This is a genomic window from Sphingobacterium thalpophilum (genome assembly GCF_901482695.1).
GTDB lineage: Bacteria > Bacteroidota > Bacteroidia > Sphingobacteriales > Sphingobacteriaceae > Sphingobacterium > Sphingobacterium thalpophilum.
Genome location: NZ_LR590484.1, coordinates 5,631,045 through 5,656,051, shown reverse-complemented (window position 1 = coordinate 5,656,051; position 25,007 = coordinate 5,631,045). Strand labels below are relative to the sequence as shown.

26 protein-coding genes and 1 riboswitch are annotated in these 25,007 nt (G+C 44.1%); of the genes, 10 read left to right on the top strand and 16 right to left on the bottom strand.

The genetic code is table 11. From position 1 onward, the window contains the following. Positions 1–22 precede the first annotated feature (22 nt). Together rpmI and rplT are read left to right on the top strand one after the other, a co-directional pair. A complete protein-coding gene (rpmI, locus tag FGL37_RS24025) occupies positions 23–223 on the top strand; it encodes a 50S ribosomal protein L35 (protein ID WP_028068483.1) in 201 nt (66 codons plus the stop codon). Between the two features lie 98 nt (positions 224–321). After that, on the top strand, positions 322–666 hold the full coding sequence (gene rplT, locus FGL37_RS24020; protein ID WP_028068482.1) for a 50S ribosomal protein L20: 345 nt from the start codon (positions 322–324) through the stop codon (positions 664–666). 213 nt (positions 667–879) lie between these two features. Here the strand turns inward: rplT and FGL37_RS24015 are convergent, their stop codons facing one another. From FGL37_RS24015 to FGL37_RS23995, 5 genes are all read right to left on the bottom strand, one after another. Continuing rightward, on the bottom strand, positions 880–3,591 hold the full coding sequence (locus tag FGL37_RS24015; protein WP_028068481.1) for a DUF3857 domain-containing protein: 2,712 nt from the start codon (positions 3,589–3,591) through the stop codon (positions 880–882). 162 nt (positions 3,592–3,753) lie between these two features. Next, positions 3,754–4,689 carry a 30S ribosomal protein S6--L-glutamate ligase gene (gene rimK / locus FGL37_RS24010; RefSeq protein ID WP_037532138.1) on the bottom strand — a complete coding sequence of 312 codons (936 nt, stop codon included), beginning with the start codon at positions 4,687–4,689 and terminating at the stop codon, positions 3,754–3,756. Between the two features lie 48 nt (positions 4,690–4,737). Beyond that, positions 4,738–5,184 (bottom strand): ATP-dependent zinc protease family protein, encoded by a 447-nt coding sequence (locus tag FGL37_RS24005; protein ID WP_028068479.1) that lies wholly within the window; start codon positions 5,182–5,184, stop codon positions 4,738–4,740. Positions 5,185–5,237: 53 nt separating this feature from the next. Continuing rightward, positions 5,238–6,416 (bottom strand): AIR synthase related protein, encoded by a 1,179-nt coding sequence (locus tag FGL37_RS24000; protein WP_028068478.1) that lies wholly within the window; start codon positions 6,414–6,416, stop codon positions 5,238–5,240. 53 nt (positions 6,417–6,469) lie between these two features. Continuing rightward, entirely contained in the window at positions 6,470–6,952 is a 483-nt protein-coding gene (locus FGL37_RS23995; protein ID WP_028068477.1) for a DNA-deoxyinosine glycosylase, read from the bottom strand. A 97-nt stretch (positions 6,953–7,049) separates the two neighbouring features. Between FGL37_RS23995 and FGL37_RS23990 the strand changes: the two genes are divergently transcribed. From FGL37_RS23990 to mgtE, 4 genes are all read left to right on the top strand, one after another. Continuing rightward, positions 7,050–7,913 carry an SPFH domain-containing protein gene (locus tag FGL37_RS23990; RefSeq protein WP_028068476.1) on the top strand — a complete coding sequence of 288 codons (864 nt, stop codon included), beginning with the start codon at positions 7,050–7,052 and terminating at the stop codon, positions 7,911–7,913. Positions 7,914–7,923: 10 nt separating this feature from the next. Further along, on the top strand, positions 7,924–8,100 hold the full coding sequence (locus tag FGL37_RS23985; RefSeq protein WP_081817790.1) for a type II toxin-antitoxin system antitoxin: 177 nt from the start codon (positions 7,924–7,926) through the stop codon (positions 8,098–8,100). Between the two features lie 88 nt (positions 8,101–8,188). Beyond that, a complete protein-coding gene (pepE, locus tag FGL37_RS23980; protein WP_028068475.1) occupies positions 8,189–8,899 on the top strand; it encodes a dipeptidase PepE in 711 nt (236 codons plus the stop codon). 168 nt (positions 8,900–9,067) lie between these two features. Further along, positions 9,068–10,384, top strand: a complete 1,317-nt coding sequence (gene mgtE, locus FGL37_RS23975; RefSeq protein ID WP_028068474.1) for a magnesium transporter — start codon at positions 9,068–9,070, stop codon at positions 10,382–10,384. Positions 10,385–10,419: 35 nt separating this feature from the next. On the opposite strand, the gene FGL37_RS23970 is transcribed toward mgtE, so the two are convergent. The 6 genes from FGL37_RS23970 to ubiE form a co-directional block, all read right to left on the bottom strand. After that, positions 10,420–11,658, bottom strand: coding sequence for a chloride channel protein (locus tag FGL37_RS23970; protein WP_037532133.1), 1,239 nt, complete (start codon positions 11,656–11,658; stop codon positions 10,420–10,422). Positions 11,659–11,689: 31 nt separating this feature from the next. Then, positions 11,690–11,752: riboswitch (Fluoride riboswitch) on the bottom strand. 7 nt (positions 11,753–11,759) lie between these two features. Beyond that, a complete protein-coding gene (locus FGL37_RS23965) occupies positions 11,760–12,134 on the bottom strand; it encodes a DUF423 domain-containing protein (RefSeq protein ID WP_028068472.1) in 375 nt (124 codons plus the stop codon). 8 nt (positions 12,135–12,142) lie between these two features. Beyond that, positions 12,143–12,601, bottom strand: a complete 459-nt coding sequence (locus FGL37_RS23960) for a GNAT family N-acetyltransferase (RefSeq protein WP_028068471.1) — start codon at positions 12,599–12,601, stop codon at positions 12,143–12,145. An 81-nt stretch (positions 12,602–12,682) separates the two neighbouring features. Then, positions 12,683–13,132 (bottom strand): GatB/YqeY domain-containing protein, encoded by a 450-nt coding sequence (locus tag FGL37_RS23955; RefSeq protein WP_028068470.1) that lies wholly within the window; start codon positions 13,130–13,132, stop codon positions 12,683–12,685. A gap of 8 nt (positions 13,133–13,140) precedes the next feature. Next, entirely contained in the window at positions 13,141–13,902 is a 762-nt protein-coding gene (locus FGL37_RS23950; protein ID WP_028068469.1) for an SDR family oxidoreductase, read from the bottom strand. A 26-nt stretch (positions 13,903–13,928) separates the two neighbouring features. Further along, complete coding sequence (ubiE, locus tag FGL37_RS23945; RefSeq protein WP_028068468.1) at positions 13,929–14,669, bottom strand: bifunctional demethylmenaquinone methyltransferase/2-methoxy-6-polyprenyl-1,4-benzoquinol methylase UbiE; 741 nt, start codon at positions 14,667–14,669, stop codon at positions 13,929–13,931. 378 nt (positions 14,670–15,047) lie between these two features. Between ubiE and dnaB the strand changes: the two genes are divergently transcribed. Continuing rightward, complete coding sequence (gene dnaB, locus FGL37_RS23940; protein WP_028068467.1) at positions 15,048–16,661, top strand: replicative DNA helicase; 1,614 nt, start codon at positions 15,048–15,050, stop codon at positions 16,659–16,661. Positions 16,662–16,756: 95 nt separating this feature from the next. On the opposite strand, the gene FGL37_RS23935 is transcribed toward dnaB, so the two are convergent. Further along, positions 16,757–17,674: a DUF3078 domain-containing protein gene (locus FGL37_RS23935; protein WP_232048768.1), complete on the bottom strand. Its 918-nt coding sequence runs from the start codon at positions 17,672–17,674 to the stop codon at positions 16,757–16,759. A 197-nt stretch (positions 17,675–17,871) separates the two neighbouring features. On the opposite strand from FGL37_RS23935, the gene rlmH reads away from it, so the two are divergent. Then, positions 17,872–18,345, top strand: a complete 474-nt coding sequence (rlmH, locus tag FGL37_RS23930) for a 23S rRNA (pseudouridine(1915)-N(3))-methyltransferase RlmH (protein WP_028068465.1) — start codon at positions 17,872–17,874, stop codon at positions 18,343–18,345. A 46-nt stretch (positions 18,346–18,391) separates the two neighbouring features. After that, positions 18,392–18,520: a hypothetical protein gene (locus FGL37_RS26000; protein WP_262709480.1), complete on the top strand. Its 129-nt coding sequence runs from the start codon at positions 18,392–18,394 to the stop codon at positions 18,518–18,520. A gap of 391 nt (positions 18,521–18,911) precedes the next feature. Here the strand turns inward: FGL37_RS26000 and FGL37_RS23925 are convergent, their stop codons facing one another. The 4 genes from FGL37_RS23925 to FGL37_RS23910 all read right to left on the bottom strand — a co-directional run bounded on the left by FGL37_RS23925 (position 18,912) and on the right by FGL37_RS23910 (position 23,048). Beyond that, complete coding sequence (locus FGL37_RS23925) at positions 18,912–20,165, bottom strand: PQQ-dependent sugar dehydrogenase (protein ID WP_028068464.1); 1,254 nt, start codon at positions 20,163–20,165, stop codon at positions 18,912–18,914. A gap of 157 nt (positions 20,166–20,322) precedes the next feature. Beyond that, positions 20,323–20,568, bottom strand: a complete 246-nt coding sequence (locus FGL37_RS23920; RefSeq protein WP_028068463.1) for a hypothetical protein — start codon at positions 20,566–20,568, stop codon at positions 20,323–20,325. Positions 20,569–20,754: 186 nt separating this feature from the next. After that, positions 20,755–21,579, bottom strand: a complete 825-nt coding sequence (gene murI, locus FGL37_RS23915; RefSeq protein WP_028068461.1) for a glutamate racemase — start codon at positions 21,577–21,579, stop codon at positions 20,755–20,757. 53 nt (positions 21,580–21,632) lie between these two features. Further along, on the bottom strand, positions 21,633–23,048 hold the full coding sequence (locus FGL37_RS23910; protein ID WP_028068460.1) for a glycoside hydrolase family 125 protein: 1,416 nt from the start codon (positions 23,046–23,048) through the stop codon (positions 21,633–21,635). 194 nt (positions 23,049–23,242) lie between these two features. On the opposite strand from FGL37_RS23910, the gene FGL37_RS23905 reads away from it, so the two are divergent. Continuing rightward, complete coding sequence (locus FGL37_RS23905; RefSeq protein ID WP_037532129.1) at positions 23,243–24,916, top strand: hypothetical protein; 1,674 nt, start codon at positions 23,243–23,245, stop codon at positions 24,914–24,916. Positions 24,917–25,007 lie beyond the last annotated feature (91 nt).

Genomic DNA, 25,007 nt, shown 5'->3' with positions numbered 1-25,007 from the left:
TGATATAAAATTTATAAGTATTATGCCAAAAGTAAAAACCAATTCCAGCGCAAAGAAACGTTTCAAATTGACTGGAACAGGTAAAATTGCAAGAAAAAACGCTTTCAAAAGCCACATCTTGACAAAAAAGAGCACAAAACGTAAACGTAACTTGACACAAACAAGTTATGTAGCTGATGGTGATATGGGTAACGTTAAACGTATGCTTGCTATCGGTAAATAAGTTTTATTCGATTTTATTAATAATAATTTTTTAACCGGGTACAGGGTAGTAAGTTCATTGAGATACATGACGCCTTTTACCAAACTAATTTTAAAAATATGCCACGTTCGGTTAACGCAGTAGCTTCTAGAAGAAGACGCAAAAAAATCCTGAACCTTGCGAAAGGTTATTATGGATCACGTAGCAAAGTTTATACTATTGCTAAAAATACAGTAGAAAAAGGTTTACAATACGCTTACCGCGATCGTAAAACCAAAAAACGCGAATTTAGAGCTTTATGGATTCAACGTATCAACGCTGGAGCTCGTCAACATGGAATTTCTTATTCTCAGTTGATTGGTAAATTAAACGCTAAAAACATTGGTTTGAACCGTAAGGTTTTAGCTGACTTAGCTTTAAATCACCCAGAAGCTTTCAAAGCAGTTGTAGACGCAGTAAAATAGAGTTTTTAATCCGCTGTCAATTTGTTAGAGATATTAAAGGAGCCTTGTAGGCTCCTTTTTTTATGTGAGAAAGTACGCTGTAAATGTTTTCGCTATCTTTCGAACGAACAGACAATCCGGTTCGGGAGACGGAATAAAGAGTAGCCTCCCGTTAATCTTCATGGCTGTTCGGACAAGCGGAGATCAATGGGAGGGATGCTGAAAAATCAACAATTACTGTTCTTTAGGCTGCCCATTAGCCGGATCCTCTTCGGCCTTTATTGTCTCGTCCTGATGCACCGGTAGTGGATAGGGCCCTAAGTAATTGCTATCAAATGGATGGTTCGAGATGGTCGCAGTATGCAGCTTATGCTCCGTTGTGTAAGGGTGGAGACAGGTGCCTTTTACCCGTTGAGAGCTGTATACATAGGTACCCCAGATGCAAAAGAAGAGAATCGCCCGGATATTCGATTCATAGATACCAATTGTACTGTCTACACGGTCAAGATGTGGTTTGAACATCACATAGGCGATAATACCGTCAATGGTAAAAAATACTGCCATAAACAGCGCTATTGCAAAAAAGGTCTGTGCAAAAAGATCCCGTTTCTTGACCAGGAGAACAAAGCTGTAGGTCAGGCCGGCCATAATTAACACGTTGGCAACCATCTCCGCCATGATTAATATTTTGTACAGGAAAGGAGAAACGCCATCTGCCTGATCCATAGCATGCCAGATGACGGAGTTGAAAAAGGACTGCTTAAAAAAGAAGGAGACCGTCAGGGACAGTACATTGACGACAATTACAATAGCCAGCACGATCAGCCAGCCACCCACTTGTTCATGGTAGATCTCTTCATAAGGTTTGAGGATAACCGGTCTGCTCCGGTTGTATCTTTTTGCTATAAACCATATTGTTGCAGGTAGCAGACCGAGAAATACGACGAGTGTAAACCAGTTGATCTCGTCGGCTGCCCTGGGCGTGCCTACATTGGGTATACCATCGGTCGCGTACCCATTTTCGTCCAGATAAAAACCGTTGTAAAAGATATTATCACGGTCGGCAAAGTCCGTATAATACTGCTTTAGGTCTTTTTGGTCGACAAATGGTTCGTGTAAACCTAAAGTGTAATATATGCGTATACTGTCGGGAGCAACTTCAAGGGTTTTACCGAAAACGTAAGCCTGACGGTCAAAATAAACATTATTCCGATATTGGCCAAAGGATGCCTTGCCTTTATTGATAATCAGGATTTCATATTCGACATCACTGGGGAAGGGCAAGCTCAGCGGTGCCACGCGATCTTCCAGCGTTTCTGGAAGTTTATCATTAATATGGGATCCGATCAGGGAAATATATTTCTTTGTCGTTCCGCTTTCCGCTTTACCAATATTCTTGATTTTATACTTTTCGGTGATTTCAACGCTATTATTTTCGATATCATCTTTGTACTGAACATTTTCCGCTTTATTGATCTTTGGATAAGTTTTGGCGTAAAATTCGAGATACTGTTTCTGAATATCATTTTTAGCGTTGCTCTGAAAATAGCTACGTATATTGTCCGCTTCATTTCCGCTATAAGTCGTTGTGACTTCAAGCGTTGCATTGAATTTTCCTTCGAGGGTTAAGACTTCACGGATCTTGATGTTGCCGGCGACGTTTTGTGGTATGTCGGTTAAACCATTTTTATCTAGGCCGGAAAGTACCTTTCCGTAAGCAGGGAAATACCTGCTTTTGATGTCGCCTCCTTGATTGGTTATTGTTGGATCAATGTATTGTCGCCGCCCCTGGATACTGAGTTCAACAACCATATGGTTGAAGGCATGAGGTGAGGGCAGAGCTGCTTCCAGTCCACGATTTTTATAGGTGTTGGCGAGGACCAGGCCTGCATCGATATTTTTGCTTTTCAATAGAGTGGCCAGCAACATGGATTTATCCTTGCAGTCGCCATAACGCTGCTGGAAAACTTTCTCCGGCAGGTTGGCACGATGGGAGTATTCTCCCATTTCGATCCCCATGTACCGGATTTCGTTCTGAACAAAATCAGTGGCTTTTTTCACAAACAGGTAGGGTTGTCCTTCAGACTCGTACCACATCTTATTTACGAAATCCCGGAGCGGCCCCGATGTGGCGATCTGTGGAATGGGATTGATTCTATTGTTCCATTGAGTAACTTCTGCCCAGTTGTTGAACTCCGAACATTCAACATATTTGAGTGCAGTATACCATGAAGGGCTGTAGCTTTCATAGACAACCGGCTTGTCGTCGTTGATTTCCCAAAAGTAGCTGGTCATACCGCCTTTGGATTCCTGACGCACCTGCGGTGCGCCATTGAAACTTTTGAAATGCAGCTTGCGGTTGTTCGGAATGATATAGTGGAGATGGACCAGGCCCGTAGGTTCATAACCCTGTAAATAATAACTGTCGAAGAACTTACCTTCAAATACCGGATTTGCGCCAACGATCGAATAGGCAAAGACAATCCGGTCATCTTTGCGTAGATCCTCCAGTACATAATAGGCCATTTGGCTTCCATTATATATCGATCTTGCCAGTTCGGTTTCCGAAGCCAGCAGTTGAAATTTTGCCTGTGGTAGTAGATCCATACTCTTGCCGTCTCGGATGATCTTCAGTTCGTGCAGCTGCAGTTTTTGGAAATGAGGATCAAATGTGACCTGGATCTGCCCAAGATTTTCGATGCCGCTTTGATCAAAAAGGAATTTTATATCCTTATAATATTTGGTCTGCTGATCAACATTGACCTGATGATCAATTAGTTCGTAATAATATCCATCGCTGATGTCATCAAGATTTGGTTTGATAGGTTTCAGCGAAATGGGCCTTAGCCAGGAAGGACTGGCAGCTTTTTGGATCTGACTAAATGACAAAGAAAAAGTTGCTAATATCAGGATAAAAGCAAGTAATAACTGGCTGAATCTTTTCATTGATTAATAATTTGACCTAAGATAAGTAAAATTTGCATCTGATGATAGGAAAATAACAGGTGATTAGCATAAATAATTTGCAGTTAGTGGATGACCTGTTTTCAAAAATTAAAGGGCTGGTAAGAATAACCTACCAACCCTTTATCGCGATTGCATTTTTTGTTATAATTTGCTTTCTCGTTTTTTCTTTTTCTTGACGACTTTTGGCATCTGCGCACGTTTTAATTCGTATTGCCTTTCGATATACTGAATAATTTCTGATGCGATATCCTTTTTTGTTGCTTTCTCAATACCTTCCAGTCCCGGCGAGGAATTCACTTCCAGCACCAATGGCCCGCGGTCGGAGGGAATCATATCTACACCGCATACCGTAAGTCCCAATTGTGCGGCAGCAGCAATGGCGGTTTCGCGCTCGGCTTTGTTCAGCCGGATGACCTGTGCGGTACCTCCGCGATGAATGTTGGAACGAAACTCTCCCTCTTTGGCTGTACGTTTCATCGCTCCCACGACCTTGCCATCCACAACAAAAGCACGGATATCTGAGCCTTTGGATTCTTTGATATACTCTTGGATCAAGATGTTGTTGCCCAGTCCATAAAATGCTTCGATAACCGAAGATGCAGCTTTCTTGGTTTCGGCGAGAACGACACCAATACCTTGGGTCCCTTCCAGCAGTTTAATGACCAGCGGAGCACCGCCGACCATACTGATCAGATCGTCCACATCGGACGCTGTACGCGCAAATCCGGTGATCGGGAGCCCGATACCGGCGCCCGAAAGAATCTGCAGACAGCGCAGTTTGTCTCTTGATCTGGTGATCGCTTGGCTAGGGTTGGCTGAAATGACATCCATAACTTCAAATTGCCGGACAATGGCGGATCCATAAAATGTCACCGAAGCTCCTATCCGTGGGATAATGGCGTCAATATCGCTAAGATCCTGTCCTTTGTAATGAATACTAGGTTTACCTTGTTGAATGCCTACATAACACTTGCTGTGGTCGATGACAACACATTCGTGTCCTCTTTGTTGGGCGGCTTCTACGAGACGACGAGTAGAGTATAAGCTCTTTACTGTCGATAATACGGCAATTTTCACGATTTGTATATTGAATATATTTTGTGCTAAGATAACAAAATAGCGTCGCTATTTGTTTTTATTTGAAAGGCTCTTGAGTGAAAGGTTTTCTTTGGACACATCAACCAAAAATTTTTTATACAGGAAGTTTTTCCCTAGAAGCATGGGATAGGTCATTTCCGAGCGGTTTCTCAATGAAATTTTGATATCAAAGACCTGGTCAAAGAGCTTGGCTGTAGTCCGGATATAATACCGTTTTTCCTCTTGGCCAAAGGAGCTCTTCACAAGTTTGGTCCTGTAAAGCCTGAGTTTGAGCGTGGCTGTCTGATGCGTCGCAAAATCGGTGATAAGTTCGCAGATGATCCAGTCATGGCCCTGTTCCTGGACTATCTTATAAGCGTTGCAGTGCAATACCGATGAAGCGGCGCCAGTGTCAATTTTTGCTTCAATACCAAATATCCCCAGTTCAGGCAGGTCTAGAGTTTCTTTCCAGCCCACAAGATGTTTTTCTTTCATTATATCAAGTGGAATAAAAGCACTGATCCGCAAAGGGGACAGTGCTTATCGCTTTATTCGTAGATAAATTCTCCATACGGAGATGTTATAGTCACTTTTTTGGATGCAGCGGCTTCGACACGGCCAATGATCTGCGCAGGAATACCGAATGATTCCGAGATGGCGATGATGTCCGAGGCAATAGCCTCAGGCACATATAATTCCATCCGATGCCCCATATTGAAGACCTTATACATCTCTTTCCAGTCGGTATTTGATTCTTTTTGTATCAACTCAAAAAGAGGCGGGACCGGGAAGAGCTTATCTTTGATGACGTGTACATCTTCCACAAAGTGAAGCACCTTGGTCTGCGCTCCGCCCGAACAATGCACCATACCGTCTATTTGTGAACGATATTTATCCAAGATGTTTTTGATTACAGGAGCGTAGGTCCGAGTGGGCGAAAGAACCAGTTTGCCCGCAGTCACCTGTTGGCCTGTTTCAACCTGAACGGTACTGGTCAGATCCTGGCTTCCGGCAAAGACCAGCTCATAAGGAACGGCTGGATCGTAAGCTTCGGGATATTTTTCTGCTACCTGTTTATTGAATACGTCATGCCGTGCCGAAGTCAGGCCATTGGATCCCATGCCGCCATTATACTCTTTCTCATAGCTGGCCTGCCCGTTGGATGCTAATCCAACAATGACATTGCCCGCCTGAATCCGATGGTTGGATATCACGTCCTCACGCTTCATTCTACAGGTAACCGTACTGTCAACGATGATCGTCCGGACCAGATCGCCAACGTCTGCCGTCTCACCGCCTGTCGAGTAGATGCCAATACCAAGCTCGCGAAGTTCTGCGAGAATTTCCTCTGTACCGTTAATAATCTCAGCAATGACTTCACCCGGAATCAGGTTTTTATTTCGTCCAATGGTCGAGGACAAGAGGATATTGTCTGTGGCACCCACACAAAGCAGATCGTCTATATTCATAATGATCGCGTCCTGAGCGATACCTTTCCAGACCGAAATATCACCAGTTTCCTTCCAGTATACATAGGCTAGGGAAGATTTGGTGCCGGCACCGTCGGCGTGCATAATATTGCACCATGCCTCATCTCCGCCTAGTATATCGGGAATAATTTTACAGAATGCTTTGGGAAATAAGCCTTTGTCGATATTTTTTATCGCATTGTGCACATCCTCTTTTCCTGCGGATACGCCTCGTTGATTGTATTTTAAGTCTGACATCTTAGCGCAAAAATAAGCAATAGCACTGAATTAACGAACCTTATTTAAGGATTTTAATCACTTGCGATAATACGCCAGTGGACAACGAGATTTTCAAGATTTATTTTCGCGTTGGCAGGACTCGTGCTGGGCAGACAGACATAGGAAATGTCCGCTCTCTTTTCGAAATGTCTACGGTATAAATGATAAGCTTTTTGTCCATTGAAAACGATCCTGCGGATAGCTGGGTATTGATCCAGCAAGGTCGTGATTGCATTGGGACGCTCGCCTTTAATAGCAAGATCCATGCTCCCGGGCCGGGATGCCTGCGCGCATACATCCCAAAGACCGATACCATTGTCCAGCAGCAATTGTATTTTGTCGGTGTAATCGACCGCGTCGGGACGGTCAAATAAATGGCGCATAACTTTCCAGAAGCGGTTTTGCGGATGGGCATAATACTCATTTTCCGCAAGGGACGTATCTCCGGGCAAGGAGCCGAGCACAAGAACTTTGGTGGAGCTGTTGACGATAGGGGAAAATGATTTTTTAAGCATATTCAAATTTAATAATATTCTATTCCGCTTTGAAATATCAAATGCTTTTTGCTATATTTATGATATTAAAATGATATCATAAATATATTAATAAATTATGGAAAAACTAATAAAACCCATGTCTGGCTATTTAGCCTTGTTAATCGCAGTTGTTTGCTTTTTTGCGGCCATATTTTCATTTATGAACCTGGAGGAAAGTTCTCTTTATGCTGTCCTGGGCGTTGTATTGATGATCGCCACCTTTTTTATTCTGAAGGGATTAATGATTATTAATCCGAACCATTCCCGTGTGCTGAACTTTTTCGGTAAGTACGTGGGTACTGTTAAGGAAAACGGGCTGTTTTTTGTAAATCCACTGTATTCGACCATCAAGATCAGTCTGCGTTCGGACAACCTGCAGGGGCAGACCTTGAAGGTGAACGATAAGATGGGTAATCCGATTGAGATCGGCGCTGTCATCGTATGGCAGGTGGGGGACACCTACAAAGCGGCGTACGACGTCAGCAATTACACATCGTATGTACGTACACAGAGTGAGGCAGCGGTAAGACATCTGGCAGGTAGTTTTCCCTATGACAACTTGGAAGATGAAGGCGCTGAGATCACATTGCGAGAAGGCGGAGACACGGTAAACCATATCCTTGAAAAAGAACTGTCCGAACGGCTTGCTCCAGCAGGGGTAATTATCAAAGAAGCAAGGATCAGTCATCTGGCCTATGCGTCGGAAATCGCCGGAGCCATGCTGCAGCGGCAACAGGCGGCGGCTATTGTTGCTGCACGTGCAAAGATCGTGGACGGTGCGGTAGGGATGGTTGAAATGGCACTCAATAAATTATCCGAAAAAGATATTGTGGAATTGGATAATGAGAAAAAAGCTGCAATGGTCAGCAACCTTATGGTGGTCCTTTGTGGAGAAAAAGCTGCTACACCGATTGTTAATACAGGTACCTTGTATCAATAAACTCACTAAGATGGCGGATAAGAAAAACTTTATGTTGCGGCTTGATGATCAGATGTACAAGGCATTGGAAAAATGGGCCGCAGATGAGTTTAGGAGTGTGAACGGGCAGATTGAATATCTTTTGCATAGAGCGCTTCAGGAAAATAAAAGACTGAATGCGGAGAGAAAGTCTGCCGACAAAAAATAAAGAATCAGCAGCGAAAAATGTACCTTTGACTTTGCGTTAACAAAGCAAAGGATACATTTCTTATTGTTTATTAATTTCAGATCAACATATGAATATTAACCCCGCATACAATTTGTTGGTTGTCAGTACTAGTACGATTCATGGTAGTGCGTTTCTCAGCTATATTAAAGAGGATTTTGTGCAGTTTATCCAGACCGATGAACTGCTTTTTGTACCCTTCGCCCGGCCCTCGGGTATTTCTTATAAGGAGTACACAGCCAAGGTACAGCATGCTCTGGCGGATAAGCATATCAAGGTTAAGGGATTGCATGACTATCCGAATAAGAAAACAGCGATTGAGGAGGCAAAATCCATATTTGTGGGCGGTGGCAATACGTTTTTATTGCTGAAGACTTTATACGATCTGGATTTGATGCAGCAGCTACGTACGCAGATTGCCAAGGGAGTGCCCTATGTCGGCACTTCAGCAGGTTCGAATCTGACCGGAATGTCCATCGGGACGACCAACGACATGCCCATTGTGTATCCCGCAAGTTTTGAGGCTTTGGGCTTGCTGCCATTTAATATTAATCCCCATTACCTGGATCCCGATCCTCATTCCACACATAAGGGCGAAACGCGGGAGATACGCATTCAGGAATTCCATCAGTTTAATAAACAGCCTGTTATCGGTCTGCGTGAAGGCAGTTGGCTGGAAGTGCGCCATGGGCAAATCAAGCTGGAAGGACCATGGACTGCCCGATTGTTCAGACGGGGGGCAGCAGCCGTAGAACTTAGTCCGGGGTTAATTCATTTTTAAGTTATCGTAAAATCTAGACTTTTTTTGGCGACTTATCGCGTTTAAGAGTCCGCGGAGCGTATTTTTGAACCGAATTGAAAGTACAGTATCTAAAAAATACGGGGTAGCATATTGGAAATCCTACAAAATAAGCTACTTTTGCGCTAAATCCATTAAAATACTCTTCCAATGGAACAAAATTCAGCACTTCACCCAGCGGATATTGCGGAAGAAATATCACGCCTCAATAAAGGTGAGCAACATCAGGAGTTTATGAACTATCCGCTTTTGGATAGACTTGAAATCTTTTCCTTTCTGGAAGTGGATGTTCAGTATACATTGATTAAATCAATGACAGAACAGGAACTGTCTGAATTGCTGAATAATCTAAAGCCTGATACCCGAAACGAACTGCTTTCTGAACTGCCGGATGAATTGATCAAATATTTGATCAACCTGCTGAATGAGCGTGAGAAACAGATGGCCCTAGAACTTATCGGATATAAGGAAGACAGCATTGCGCGGCTGATGACACCCATGTATGTGCAGGTACGACCATATTATACCGTGGATGATGTTTTCAGACATATTAAGGTGTTCGGAAGGAAAGCGGAGACCCTCAACTTCATTTATGTGGTGGACGAAAAAAATGTATTGATCGATGACCTGAAAATCGGTCAGCTCCTTCTTTCCGATGGCACCACTAAAATTTCAGACCTCATCGATTATAATTTTGCCGCCATCCGGGCCACAACACCGATGGAAGAGGCGTTCGAGATCTTTCAAAAATATGACCGAAGTGCCCTGCCCATCATTACCGATGCCGGCGTGCTGGTTGGAATTGTAACCTTCGACGATGTACTGGATCGGATCGAAGATCGAGATACTGAAGATATACAGCGATTCGGGGGAATGGAAGAGCTGGATCTGGCCTATACGAAGACGCCCTTGTTGCAGCTGATTCAGAAGCGGGCAGGCTGGCTGATTATTTTGTTTTTCAGTGAGATGTTGACGGCTTCGGCCATGGGGTTTTTCGAAGGCGAACTGGAGAAAGCTGTGGTGTTGGCCTTATTTGTTCCGTTGATCATTTCCAGCGGCGGGAATTCAGGTTCTCAAGCGGCTTCATTGATTATCCGTGCAATGGCGTTGGGCGAACTGAAGCTCAAAGACTGGTGGTACGTCATGAAACGAGAGGTGTCTTCCGGTCTGATCCTGGGCGGCATTCTGGGAGCTATCGGTTTTCTGCGCATACTGGCCTGGCATTTTCTCGGCCTGTACGATTATGGCCAGTATTGGGTAGCGATAGGCTTGACAGTGGCTGTCTCCCTGTTATTTATCGTTCTGTGGGGGACCCTTTCAGGTTCGTTTATACCTTTTATTTTGCGCAGGTTCGGTTTGGATCCTGCCACCGCGTCAGCGCCATTTGTTGCGACGCTGGTGGACGTGTCCGGTCTGATCATTTATTTTACCGTTGCCGCATTCTTCTTGCAGGGAAAATTGCTTTAATATTACCGTTAGCTTCAGGCGTCATCTGTGGCGTGCTATAAATTGAGCTTGCGGTATAAGGTTTCCTTTACTCCTCCTTTTTGTGCCTTATAAATACCTTTTTTGCCCGATGATATGAATGCAGCAAAGCAGGCAATGGCGATATACAGTATTGGCTGTAGACCGAACAGCTCATAGCCCATCACCATACAGGCCAGCGGTGTATTGGTTGCCCCGGAGAATACCCCTACAAAGCCCATGGCAGCCAGTAACCCCAATGGCAAGGGAATGACCAGACTTAATGCACTGCCCAGAGTGGCGCCGATAAAAAATAGTGGAGTCACCTCCCCGCCTTTAAAGCCAGCCGAAAGAGTGAAAGTGGTCAGCAATAATTTTAGAATAAAAGCTTCGTCAGGGGAAGGACTCCGAAAGGCCTCCTGAATCATCGGGATGCCCAAGCCAATGTATTTTGTGCTGCCCAACAGTGCAACAGCTATGATAATAACAATTCCACCAACGAAAGGTCTGGCAAGGGGAGATGCAATCCGTTTGAATTGGATGCTAAAAAAGTCACCTGCAAGCGTAAATAGCCACGCTGCCAGACCAAAGAGAACACCAGCAATCATGCTCCACAGGATACCGCTGGCAGAGAGTGCCGGTATTCGTTCATGGATCGGATAATGGGTGTGCGGTATGTTCCAGAGCTGGCAGCTCAGATGCGCAAGGTATGCCGTAACGAGACAGGGGAGGATACCGAGGTATCTTTTTCTCCCGATCAGCAATACTTCTAAGCCAAAAACGGCGCCTGCGAGTGGCGTACCAAAGACCGCTGCAAACCCCGCGCTGATGCCGATAGAAATAAGGATGCGGCGCTCCGTTTTGTCAAAGTCAAACCAACGGTTGAGCTGATCCGATATCGCACCGCCGATCTGCACTGCCGTACCTTCCCGTCCTGCCGAGCCGCCGAACAGATGGGTCAGCAGGGTTCCGAATAGCACGAGCGGTGCCATCACCAGAGGAATCCTTCGCTGCGGGTATAGATACTCCGTGATGAGCAAATTGTTACCTTGGCTTGCTGTATGGCCCCAGCGCTGATAGGATGCTGCAATGACAAGTCCCGCAAGGGGCAGTCCATATATAATCCAGGGCTGAGACTCTCGGTACTGTGTGACCCAGTTTAACGAGAATAAAAAAAAGGCACACACAGACCCCACTGCGAAGCCGATAGCGGCACAAGCAAAGAGCCATTTGAAAAAAAAACGAATAGTGGTGTTGTATTGGACTTTTGCAGCCATAATCTACTTGATATAAATAGTGCTTTTATATTATAAAGTAGACGTCATCAGCTTCTTAGGGCGGTTCAGGGCAGACATCATTGCCAGTATGTGGTACAAAATTATAAAAAACGAAGGATAATCGCAACCCATCCTGCTATCATCAGCAGGCCACCCAGAGGAGTTATAGGTCCCAAAAACTTTAGATTCTTTTTCCAATAAGCGGCAAAAGCCAGAAAATAGATACTTGTCGAAAACAGGAGAGTGCCTAAAGTGATCAGATAGAAGGCAATTCGTTCGGATTGATATTCAAAAGAAAAATTTAGCCCTAGAATTAACAGTGTGATGGCGGTGTACATCTGGTAGCGGACGCCTACTTCAAAAGACTCCAGTTTCTCGGACGGGAGAATCTTTTTGAAGGCATGGGCCCCGAAAGCGCCCAGGATAATAGCTAGGGAGCCTAGTAGGGCAGCAGTGATGATAACGATATTGTTCATAATGTAAATTACTTATCCATAGGTCTGGTCATGTCGATATGCAGAATTCCGTAGTCCGGATAGGGTTCAGAGTTCTGGACAAAACCCAATTTCTGATAAAATGATTTTAAATGGAACTGGGCGCCGATCTGAATTTCATGGGGTCCGAAAACTTCGCGGACCGTCTCAATTGATCTCTGCATCAGCGCCTGGCTTATTCCTGTGCCACGGGCCTCTTTAGCGACAATAACGCGTCCGATGGAGGGCTGCGGATAAGAGAGACCAGGAGGTACCAGACGGGTATAGGCAATGATCTCATAGTCCTGTTCGGTCCAAAGATGAAGACAGTATTGGTCTTTGCCATCCAATTCCGGATACAGGCATTCCTGCTCCAACACAAAGACGTCCTGCCGTAGTTTCAAAATACGATAAAGTTCGGTATTGGTCAGCTCGTCAAATTTCTTAAGTACCCATTGATGGTTGTTCATAGCAGTGAAAGAGTGGGGGACAAATGAAAAGGCTACACTGCAAGCGAGTCTCTCCATTTGTCCCATAGATAGGGATGATAACTATGCTAATAGACTTTTGACCACCTCTGAAATGGTTTTTCCATCGGCCTGACCAGCTAACTTTTGGTTGGCAGCGCCCATGACTTTGCCCATATCTTTAATAGAGGAAGCTCCTGTTTCTGCAATAATATCTTTGATGACTGATTCAACCTCTTCTTTGCTCAGTTGTTTAGGCAGGTAGGTTTCAATCACCTTTTCTTCTTCCAGTTCGATCTGATAGAGGTCTTCGCGATTCTGGCTTCTGTAGATTTCTGCAGATTCACGGCGCTGTTTGACCAGTTTTTGTAATACTTTGATTTCAGCATCCTGACTCAATTCGTCAGCGTGTCCTTTTTCTGTTTTTGCTAGTAGAATTGCCGCCTTAATAGCCCGCAGTCCGCGAAGCTTCGCTGCGTCTTTTGCGATCATTGCGGCTTTGATGTCTTGATTTATTTGAGTTTCTAATGACATAATACGTATTATTTTCGATTGACAATCGTGCCGGTAGCCTGTGCTGTCGGCATTATTAATAGATCGTTGATATTCACATGGGCAGGCCTTGTAATGACAAAAAGGATGGTTTCGGCCACGTCTGTGCCGGTCAGTGGCTGTACGCCGGTATATACCGCCTTGGCGCGGTCTCTATCGCCATGAAAACGCACTTCCGAGAATTCAGTTTCGACCATTCCCGGGTCGATGGAAGTGACTTTGATGCCACTGGAGAGTAGGTCAATGCGCATTGCTTTTGTCAGCGCATCTACGGCATGCTTGGTTGCACAGTACACATTGCCATTAGGATAAACCTCCTTGCCGGCAATAGAGCCTAAATTGACGATGTGTGCACCATTTTCGGTGTCCATCAGCGGTATTACAGCCTTGCTTACATACAGCAGGCCCTTGACATTGGTGTCTATCATTCTGTCCCAGTCGCCAATATCACCCTGATGAATGGGGTCAAGGCCCTGGCTCAGCCCCGCATTATTAACGAGCACATTGATTTTCTTCCATTCTTCCGGTAGACCATTGATCTGCTGTTGCACCTGCTCTGCATCTCTGACATCCAGTTCGAAGGTATGAATGCGAATATGAGGATAGGCTGTATTTAATTTCTCCTTCAACGTTTCCAAACGATTTAACCTACGGGCACAGAGTAGAAGATCATAACCTTCTCTTGCCAGCACTTCGGCACAAGCCTGACCAATTCCTGAACTTGCTCCGGTGATGAAAACTGTTTTTGTCATATGTTTTTACTTAATCCTTTAGACACTTACTTTGTTGCGACATAAATGGTACAGATGCCAAAAGTCTGCGGTCTGACAATCGTGTGGTTAAACCCGGCTCTTCTGTTTATTTCGACAAACTGCTGCCCTTCCGGAAATTGAGCAACCGACTCCGGTAGGTATTCGTAGGCACTGGAGTCTTTCGAGAAAAACTTACCAATGGTGGGTGTCACATATTTGAAATAGAAGTTGTAAAGCTGTTTGATCGGAAATTTTTTTGGATTGGAAAATTCCAGGATAATGGCTTTACCGCCGGGCTTTAGTACGCGGTAAATATCGGACAGCCCTTTTTCCAGGTTTTCAAAATTGCGAACCCCAAAGGCCACTGTGACCGCATCAAATGTGTTGTCGTCGAACTGTAGTTTTTCAGAGTCACCGAGCTGAACTTCAAACTGACCCTCCAGGCCCTTGCTTGCTATTTTCTTTTTGGCTACGTCCAGCATACCCTGGGAGATGTCGACTCCAATGATTTTTTTAGGATTCAATATCTTAATGGATTCAATCGCAAAATCGCCCGTTCCGGTTGCAACATCCAGTATTAGCTGTGGATGGATGGATTTTAGGGCCCTGATCGCTTTTTTTCGCCAGATAATATCAATGCCCAGAGACATGAAATGATTTAAGAAATCGTAGGAATGCGAGATGTTGTTGAACATATCCGCTACCTGTTTTTTCTTGCCGTCATTGGCATCTTTATAGGGTTTCAATGTAGAAGAGTCGTGCGTCATAATCACAAAGATACAATATAAGTCTATTTTTAACACGGAAAATAAGATTTGTTTTTCCGGCGCTTTTCATCACGCTACATCGCCGGAAAACGAATTCATGGCGTCCGCTTTGAAAAATAGTTCACATCCATTCAAGTTATTCACATTTTTTAACAGGTTGACTGTGAGTGTATATTTTTTATTTTCAACATGTTTTCCACACTGGATGTTAAAAAGTGATGTTGTAAAACTGTGTCCTTCAAAGCGTTTTGACAGCTGTCATCTTCGTAGCGGAAAGACCTGTGTGTAATTCATGCCGCTGATGAATTTTATTTTTTATACATTTGTTATCCCATCCTAATTTAGAGGTGGCCGAAGCTATATTTCTGATATAATATCATGATGAACGAGAGCAATTTTGAAACGAATAATACGGACAATAACAAGCGTGGCAATTATGGTGAGCGCCGTACCAAATTAAATAATTTGGTCAGTGGCCTCGGAAAGCTACCGCCACAGGCAGTGGATCTTGAGGAAGCTGTTTTGGGGGCACTGATGCTTGAGAAAAATGCGCTAAGTGAGATTATTGATATTTTAAAACCCGAATCGTTCTACAAAGAAGCTCATCAGAAAATATTTGAGGCTATTTTCGGTCTCTTTCAGAAAACCTCACCAATTGATATTTTAACTGTTACCGCTGAACTTCGGCGAATGGGAGCCCTGGAGATGGTTGGCGGAGCCTATTATATCACGCAATTGACGGACAGGGTCGTGTCGGCAGCAAATATTGAATACCACGCCCGTATCATTTCCCAGAAGTATATACAGCGGGAATTAATTAAGGTTTCCACGGAGATTATCAACAGCTCTTACGATGAAACTTCGGATATATTTGATCTTCTGGATCATGCAGAGAAGAGCCTTTTCGATATTGCACAGAACAACCTGAGAAGAGACTCGCGCAAGATGGACGATATTATGCGTGAAGCGATCTCCAATCTAGAGATGTTGCGCGATCGTACCGACGGGCTTACGGGGGTACCTTCGGGATTAACAGCCCTCGACCGTATGACGTCGGGATGGCAACCTTCTGATTTGGTGATCATCGCTGCGCGTCCGGCCATGGGTAAGACCGCTTTCGTATTATCTGTTGCTAGAAATGCTGCGGTTGAACATGGGAAAGCTGTTGCCGTATTCTCGCTGGAGATGTCCTCTGTACAGCTTGTTAATCGTTTGATCGCGGGAGAGACAGAGATCGAACAGGAAAAATTGAAAAAAGGTAATCTGGCGGACCATGAGTGGCAGCAGTTGCATTCACGGATTGGACGGCTGACCGAGGCGCCGATTATTATTGACGATACACCAGCATTGAACGTATTCGAATTTAGGGCAAAATGCCGCCGGCTTAAAGCGCAGTACGATATACAGATGGTGATTGTGGATTACCTGCAGCTGATGCATGGTAAAGCTGAAGGTAAGGGCGGTGGAAATCGTGAACAGGAAATCGGTAGCATTTCCCGGGCATTGAAATCCGTGGCCAAAGAGTTGAATATTCCGGTATTGGCACTCTCACAGCTGAGCCGCGCCGTCGAATCGCGTCCGGGTAACAGCAAACGACCGATGCTCTCCGACTTACGGGAGTCCGGATCTATCGAGCAGGATGCCGATATGGTGCTTTTCCTGTACCGGCCTGAATATTATGGGTTGACCGAAGACGAAGAAGGGCGGCCGACTGCAGGGGTAGGAGAGGTTATTATTGCCAAACACCGGAATGGTGAAACCGGTATCGTGCCGCTCCGTTTCGTAGGTAAATTCGTGAAGTTTGTCGATCTGGAAGATGAGTTTTCGGGTATGGGTGCGGGAGACGGATTTGGCGATGCGCCTAGTACATTCTCGGCTTCTGCCCTCAATCCCTCACCTAACTTTGGTGATGATTTTGCTGGTGGCGGTTTCAGTGGCGGCATCACAATGCCTTCTCGTATGAATGATATGCCGGATGATGCCCCCTTCTAATGAATATTGAATTCTCATATACCGATTAAATAAAAGCCGAAATCACTGATTTCCGCTTTTATTTAATCGCTGCACCTGTCATGGGATCTGCGTCGTTAGAATTTATACGTGAAGCCAGCACCGACAATCTGCCTAACCTGTAATGCAGAATTTCTTCTTCCAACTTCTTTTCCATCTTCAATGATCGGAAGCGCGGTGTTATCATCGTAAACGAGCTGTACACCAGCATTGACTGTGATAAATCTGTTGACTTTCATAAATAAATTAGCTGTATAGTCGATATCAACATTCTGTGGCTTATCCAGGTAATTCGAATAAAGTTTTAAGATATTCTCGAAAGAGACATTCTCCATCAGATTTACCTTATAATAAGCATCAAAAGATGCGCCGAATTCTGTCCGCAATTTTTTGCCTGCATCTAGTCCATACCGCGTTGAAAGCAGCGTATCGCTCACCATCACCAATCGCACCGCTGCAGGTGATAAGTTGAAGCGTAGGTTGTCGGATCTCTTGTAGGCCAAGCCGGGACCGAAACTCAGATAGGCAGGTGCCAGGAATCGTGAAATACGTTCTTTGGGCTCCTTTGTATAATCATAGCCGTCTGCAAACTGCGTGTTGAAATTTAGGAAAAAGGTATAGAGCCAGTATGTTGAAGCCTGATGTCCCAGTAAACTATTCAATACCAGTCGGTCATCATTTTTGCGCCAGTCCGATTCTTTTTGGAATGTCAGTCCATATGCGGCAAGCGCTTTATTGTCCCAGGACCACTTACCTTTTTTATAATTGAAATCGTAATTGAGGGTGAGGTTTCCCGAAAATGAATTGACGCCCCCCGCGGCCCAGTTGGAAAATGAACTCTGGTTGATGAGAAATGTGTTTTCACCTTTGATTGTCCATGTTTTGCTTGTGTCAGGGTCAATCTCCTGGCTTAATGACCGATAGCTGATCAAACATAATACGATAAGAAAAATAGGGTTTAGCCTTTTGATGTTTGGAAGTTGAATTCTGTGCATAGTTTCTAGAAATAAAGGTTCTATGAATTAACGAATAACTTTCTTTATTGTTTGTGTTTTTTTGCTTACCTAAGTATTAAATAAAATCCGAACTTTGCCATCTGCCAATGGATGCAGGTCATTAGGTGCGCTTTATCGACAGCAGCAGAGTCTGCCCATTGGTTGGGCCAAGATTAATTTTTGTGTAACTGATACGAATGAAAATAACATTACTTTGCATCGGAAAAACCGATGACAGCTACCTGATAGCGGGAATTGACAAATATATCAAAAGGTTAAAATTCTACGTGACGTTTAATCTGCTCGTTATACCCGACATCAAAAACAGCAAAAGTCTTTCTGCTGAGCAGCAGAAAGACAAAGAAGCAGCTCTTATATTGAAGCAGCTGCAGCCACAGGATATGGTGATTTTGCTGGACGAGTTCGGAAAAGAGTTCAGATCGCTGGATTTTTCTGCTTATCTGGAAAAGATGATGGTCAATAGTGTGCAGCATATGGTGTTTGTGATCGGTGGCCCTTATGGTTTTGATCAAAAGGTCTACGACCGTGCCAATGCGAAAATGTCCCTTTCCAAAATGACTTTTTCCCATCAGATGATCCGGCTGTTTTTTACTGAACAGCTTTACAGGGCCTTTACGATTATGAAGGGCGAACCTTATCACCACGAATAATATGGAAAAAAGTCCGTAACTTCATCATGAATAAAAACAGACTTCTATGAATTTACCGAATAAACGTGACTATCACTATAAGAGTGACGAAGGTGAGAAAAATAGCCAATTGAACAAATACATCATGATCATCTGTATCATCATCGTAATTTTGCTAGCATTTTTCTTTGCCTGAAATGATACCCTCTGTTTACGGAATAAGTAAAAGAATAAATCTCTTACTCATATCCGTATGGAGGATATCAGCAGATGATTTTTAATAAAATTTAAAATTGTTTTTGAGGAGAACGCAACTTAGTTTTTTGGAGAAGTTTGGTTCGTTTTGCGCGTTCTTTTAGGTTCAGTGTTGTGGATAAATCCCCAGTTGGTTACATAAAACGACAGGGGAGTGATTTCTAATAATTTTTTCATTTTCTCTTTTTTTACCATATAATATATTATTGATTTATCCCTAAAGTATCAATAATCACGCCAAACTGGTAAAAGTGTCAGATCTACCGCCTAACTCACTATGAGTGCCTTGGTGGCCAACAAGATAGATAGCCCCGAAAGGGGCTATCCGTATGTTATTTTTTGTCTATTTTATATAATCGCCCCATGTCGGTAATGGCGTAAAGTGCCCCATCTTTTCCCTGCGTGATATCTCTAAACCGCTGTCCCTCGCCGGCGAGCAAGCGTTCTTCACCGACGACCTTATTATCTTTTAAGATAATCCGTGCGATATGTGTACTGCTGAGTCCACAGATGAAAAGATTGTTTTTCCACTCAGGAATATTCTGCCCGGTATAGAAAGCGATACCGCTGGGGGAGAGTACTGGATCCCAGTAATAGACGGGCTGCTCAAGGCCTTCTTTTTGCTGAATACCTTCGCCCACCTTGTCTCCTTTATATTCTATACCATAAGTGATGGTTGGCCAACCGTAGTTTTTTCCTGCCACGATTCTATTCAGTTCGTCTCCACCGCGAGGGCCGAATTCAGTCTCCCACAGGTCACCTGTCTCTGGGTGCAATGCTAGCCCTTGCGGATTGCGGTGTCCGTAACTATATATTTCCGGACGGGCATTTCCCTGGCCGGCAAATGGATTTCCGGGCGCCGGCTGCCCATCTTTGGTGATACGCAGAATTTTTCCGAGCGCCGCCTGCAGATCCTGTGCCAGAGGTCGGGTGACCAGATCCGAACGCTCGCCTGTACTAAAAATAAGGTTTCCGTCTTTATCAAAAAGAATACGTCCGCCATAATGCAGATTGCCTTTATGCGCCGGCGTTGCCTGGTAAATAACTTTTGCACCTTCGACCGATTTCTCGTCAGCTGCAAGTTTGCCTTTGCCCACAGCAGTCAGTGTGCCGGAAGGTGTATTATCAGAAAAGACCCAATAAACCATACGGTTGGATGTAAAATCCGGATCTAAAGTTATGCCAAGCAATCCGCCTTGACCACTGGCATTGACAGGTGGAAGTCCTTTTATTGGTTCACCTAATTTTCCGTCCGCAGCGGCAATGCGTAAGCTGCCTTCCTTTTCAGTGATCAAAAACCGGCCGTCAGGTAGGGCGGTAATCCCCCAGGGTGATTTAAGGCCTTCGGCGATAACCTTACCTTCGTAAGGGGTGGCTGTTTTTGCACCCGCAATCCGTGTCTGGCCAGCAAAGGCTGGTTTGTAATCCGTATTTGCTTTTTGGGTCTCTACAGGTGGATAGCTTGTGGTATCCGTTGGTGCTGTTGCGCTGCTGTCTGCGCTACCATTGGGGCCTGCATGCTTGGAGTTGCATGCCGTTAAACCTAATGATATCATTAAGAGGCTTAGTGTCAGTTTGGTTTTCATCGAATGACTTGTTTTTTGGTCTGATTGTCAGCTTGAAGATATTAAAAATTAATGAGATGTCACTTTACGGAATGTAATAAATTTGTTTACCAAGCTGAAGCTGCAGCAAACACAAGATTTACGGTGGTAAAATGAATCATTTTTTATAGGTATCCATTTACAGATTATCTACACAGCGGGCAAGTATCTGCTGCAGCTCACGATCTTTGTTCTCGTAATATTCACTGACTTCCAGTACCGTATTTGTGCTCAAATTATAGATGCACACAGGGACATAGTTGGGCTGGGCCGATGTCTCAAAGGTCTTGAAATAATCGGCGCTTTCCTGAAAGGTTGCGAAATCTTTGGATTCACAGTGGTCTGTTTTCTCGTTATATGCGATGGTTATAAAATTCTTTTTCATTTTACTCTCCTTTACCTGAATAACGAAAAGTAGGCGGCAAAAGTTTTATAAAATCCGTGCTTTTTGCGAAAATAGCTATTTTCGGTAGCGGCCGGCTGTCTTTGATTGACCAGTGACCGTTTCTGATATTCATATAAGCAAATACGGTCAGCTGTCGCGGCAGTTTGTGTTTCTTTGTGGAACTGGTTAAACACTGATATGGCTAGCATCGACCGGCTTTCCGAAGAATATTTGGGCTTTTGTTTCGAAATCCCGAGGATCATCGGTGGTATAAAAAGCCAATTGTCCGTTTTTCGAGCAGGAAGCCTCAACTTCGGCGTGGCGATGCAGATAATCTTGCAGGCTGCCGGCGACGATAGGTCCCTGGGAGATGACCGTAACAGCTTTGGGTACATATTTCTCGATGACGGGCAGCAAAAGCGGATAGTGTGTACAGGCCAATACAATCGTATCAATCTGATCCGATTGTTGCAGGAGCTCGCGAATATCTTTTTGTACAAAATAGTGCGCGCCCTCGGTATTGATCTCGTTATTTTCTACCAGAGGAACCCAAAAAGGACAGTCGTGTTGAAAAACTTCGATTTCGGGATTAAACTTATGGACTTCGATTTTATACGATTCAGATTTAACAGTTCCGGTAGTTGCCAGAATACCAATTTTATTGGTCTTGGTGTAGTTGTGTACGATCTCCGTCGTCGGACGGATAACACCGAGCACTTTCTTGCCTGCCGGAAGGTCATTATGCTGTAAGGTCCGTAAGGCTTTGGCCGAAGCCGTGTTACACGCGAGTATAACCAGGTTGCAGCCCATTTCGAACAATTTAAAAACGCATTGCTTGGTATAATTATATACGGTATCAAAAGAGCGGGTGCCGTAAGGAACACGGGCGTTGTCGCCGAGATAGATATAGTCGTACTGTGGCAGCAGCTGTTGAATTTCTTTGAATACCGAAAGACCGCCATAGCCGGAGTCGAATATTCCGATAGGTCCAGAAGGTGATGTTTTATCCATAACGCAATGCTATAAGTTACTGCCCTTATAACATTGCGTTATAAGTTTAGTTTTTATTGAAGCAAAGATGGTTTTTCCTTGTAGATTTTCCAAACTAATTCACCAAATAATGTATTGGTCCAGGCAAACCAGTGTCTGGTGAATTTTTTTGGATCATTTTTATGAAATGATTCGTGCATGAAGCCAGTACCACCGTGGGTGCTGACCAAGGTTTTGATACAACTGCGGATCTCCTCGTCATCACGTGATGTCTGCGCACGCATAATGATGGACATTGGCCAGATCATGTCACGGCCGATATGGGGGCCACCTATGCCCTCAGCCGCTGTACCTTTAAAGAAGAACGGGTTTTTCTCGGATAGCACAAAGTTGCGGGTGCGTTGGTAGACCTCATCATTCACGTCGACCGCTCCGAGGTAAGGTAAAGCCAGTAAGCTGGGGATATTTGCATCATCCATCATCAGATGACTTGAAAATCCGTCCACTTCAAAGGCATATATCCTGCCCAGTGTCGGATGATCAATAATGCCGTATTTATTGACTGCAGCTTCCACTTCATCGGCCAGTGCTTCCATCTTTCCTGCAAGATTTTGCTCGTTTTTTACTTTTCTTAGGATTTCTGCTGCCTGTCTCAGACTGACAATCGCAAAAAGATTAGATGGAATCAAAAACGAAAAAATCGTCGAATCGTCCGAAGGCCGGAAACTCGAACAGATCAATCCTACCGGATTCACCGGATATCCGTATCCGTCAACCTGCAAGGTATCTGACCCACGGGAGGTCGTTCTTTCAAATTTGTAGGGCCCCAGACTATCTTTGCGCTGCTGTTCCACAAATGTTTGATAAATCTTGTGTTGAGCTTCCAGCCATTCCTCGTTAAACGGGCTGCTGTCATTCGTTTCTTTCCAATAATGGTAAGCCAGACGGATCGGATAACATAGCGAGTCAATCTCCCATTTCCGCTCGTGGATCCCCGGTTTCATGCTGGTATGGTCACTGAACCATTCGCCCTTTTTATTCGGGTCATTATAGAAAGCGTTAGCATAAGGATCAATGTTGATACACTTGCTTTGTTTCTGAATCAAACCTACAATAAGGTCCTGTAGCTTCTTATCTTTCTTCATGAAGGGCAGGTACGGCCATACTTGAGCACTGCTGTCCCTGAGCCACATGGCATCAATATCCCCAGTAATTACATAGGTGTAATTTCTGCCGTTTTGCACATACGGGAACACCGTTGTATCCAATGTATTGGGGAAGCAATTGTTGAATAACCAGGTCAGTTCTTTGTTTTTTACATTTTTCTGGAATTCGGCGATGGCATCTTCAATTACTTTGCTGGAGAAAAGTCTTTTTTCTTTGGGCGTGCGTACCGTCGGAAAGGAATGCTCCTGAGCAAAAGAGTACCTGCCCGCCAATGCTCCAGCGGTCAGTAAGGTTGCATTTTGGATAAATGTTCTGCGTTTCATGCTTATTAGGGCTAGATTTTAGTATACTACGGTTATTTAATAAAATGCAAGATAGAAATATTTTTAGATATAAGGAATAGCAAATACGATTTAGCATTATAAATCTGAACGCGTATTTTCTTTAAGTCATTTTTATTCGGTTAATTTGCAGTTGGAATGCATTTTGCTAGAAGAAATAATCTTGAATTAATTTTATGAGGCTTCATATATCAAAAAAAAATAATTTACTTCGGATAGTATTGGCAGGCATCGGAGTAGGGGTGTCCTTTTCAGGTTTTGGACAAATTAAGAGCCAGCCCTATTCTTATCATTTTTATCAGAAGATGAATGATGTGGTTTATTCGACGGATACAAGGATGCATACTTCAGCCAAACCCTTTGTTATCAAGGATTCGCTGTTGTTGGCGAAGTTCGATTCCATTCAATCCAACAAGCCGGTTTCTTCATCCAACTGGTTTATGCGCAAGATTTTTAATGAGCATTTGGTACAAGTAGACAAAGATGACTACAGTTTTTACGCTGACTTTCTGCCTGATATGTATATCGGAAAGGATCTGCAGGGAGACAAGCGTCGTACATGGATGAACGGACGTGGATTTCAGGTGGGATTGAATGTGGGAAACAAATTTACATTTAATACCTCGGCATTTGAAAGCCAGGCAGTATTTCCGAAATATCTGGACGACTATATCGTTGCCAACAAGGTCATTCCCGGTCAGGGAAACACCAAGTTTCAATCGAAGAACAAGATGGACTGGATGTATGCCACGGCTAGTATGTCATATGACGCGCATAAATATGTGCAGGTTACTTTAGCCTATGATAAAAATTTCATTGGAGATGGCTATCGCTCCATGTTGTTATCTGATTTCTCCTCCAATTATGCCCATTTGAAATTGACGGGAACGATTGGTAATGTTCAATATACCTCCATCTGGGCTTATATGAATGACCCGACACATCCCAGACAGGATCTGACAGGCGTATTTCCGATGGAAGGGCAGAACAATAAACGTCTCGGTGATGGAAAAAAATGGGGCGCCTTCCAATACCTGGACTGGAACGTCACAAACAGACTATCACTGGGATTCTTTCAATCTGTGGTATGGGCTGCTCAGGATGACGGAGGAAAAAGAGGTTTTGATTTCAGCTATTTGAGTCCAATCATATTTATTCGTCCGGTGGAGAGTAACAACCGTACATCTCCGGATAAAATGTTTTTGGGGCTGACTTCAAAATATAAGCTACCATACAATTTAACTGCCTATGGCCAATTTCTTCTGGGCGAATTTACCGCGAAAGAATTTTTTGCTGGAAACGGTTACGCGCACAACAAATGGGGGGCGCAGCTAGGGGTAAGAGGCTATAACATGTTTGGTGTCAAAAATCTAAATTTCCTGGCGGAATATAATACAGCGCGTCCCTATACTTATGCTCACTTCAAGTCATATTCCAACTATAGCAACAATGCCGAACCTTTGGCACATCCAAAAGGCGCCAACTTTAGGGAACTAGTTGGATTAGTCAACTATGCCTGGGACCGCTGGGATTTTTCCCTGCAAGGGATGTATACCCAAAATGGTCTTGACCTACCCGACGGCAGCAATATGGGCGGTAATATTTTTCAGTCGTATAATACAATCCCCAATTTATATGGGAATCATATCGCACAGGGGATCAAAAACAACATTTATTATGCCGATGCGAGAGCCGCCTACGTGCTGAATCCGAAGTACAACCTACGCTTAGAACTGGGGTACATGCAGCGATATGCGAAAGCACAATATGAGACACCTGTGGTCAACAAATCAGGCGTGGTAACTTTTGGTCTCCGCTCGAGCTTCCGGGCTATTTATAACGATTTGTAGCAGCAGGGCAGCATCTATTTGCGACAGAAACAACGATCCTTCGCTCTTCGGGCCAGGATGGTGGTTCAGTCATTACATAAACCGGCCCGGC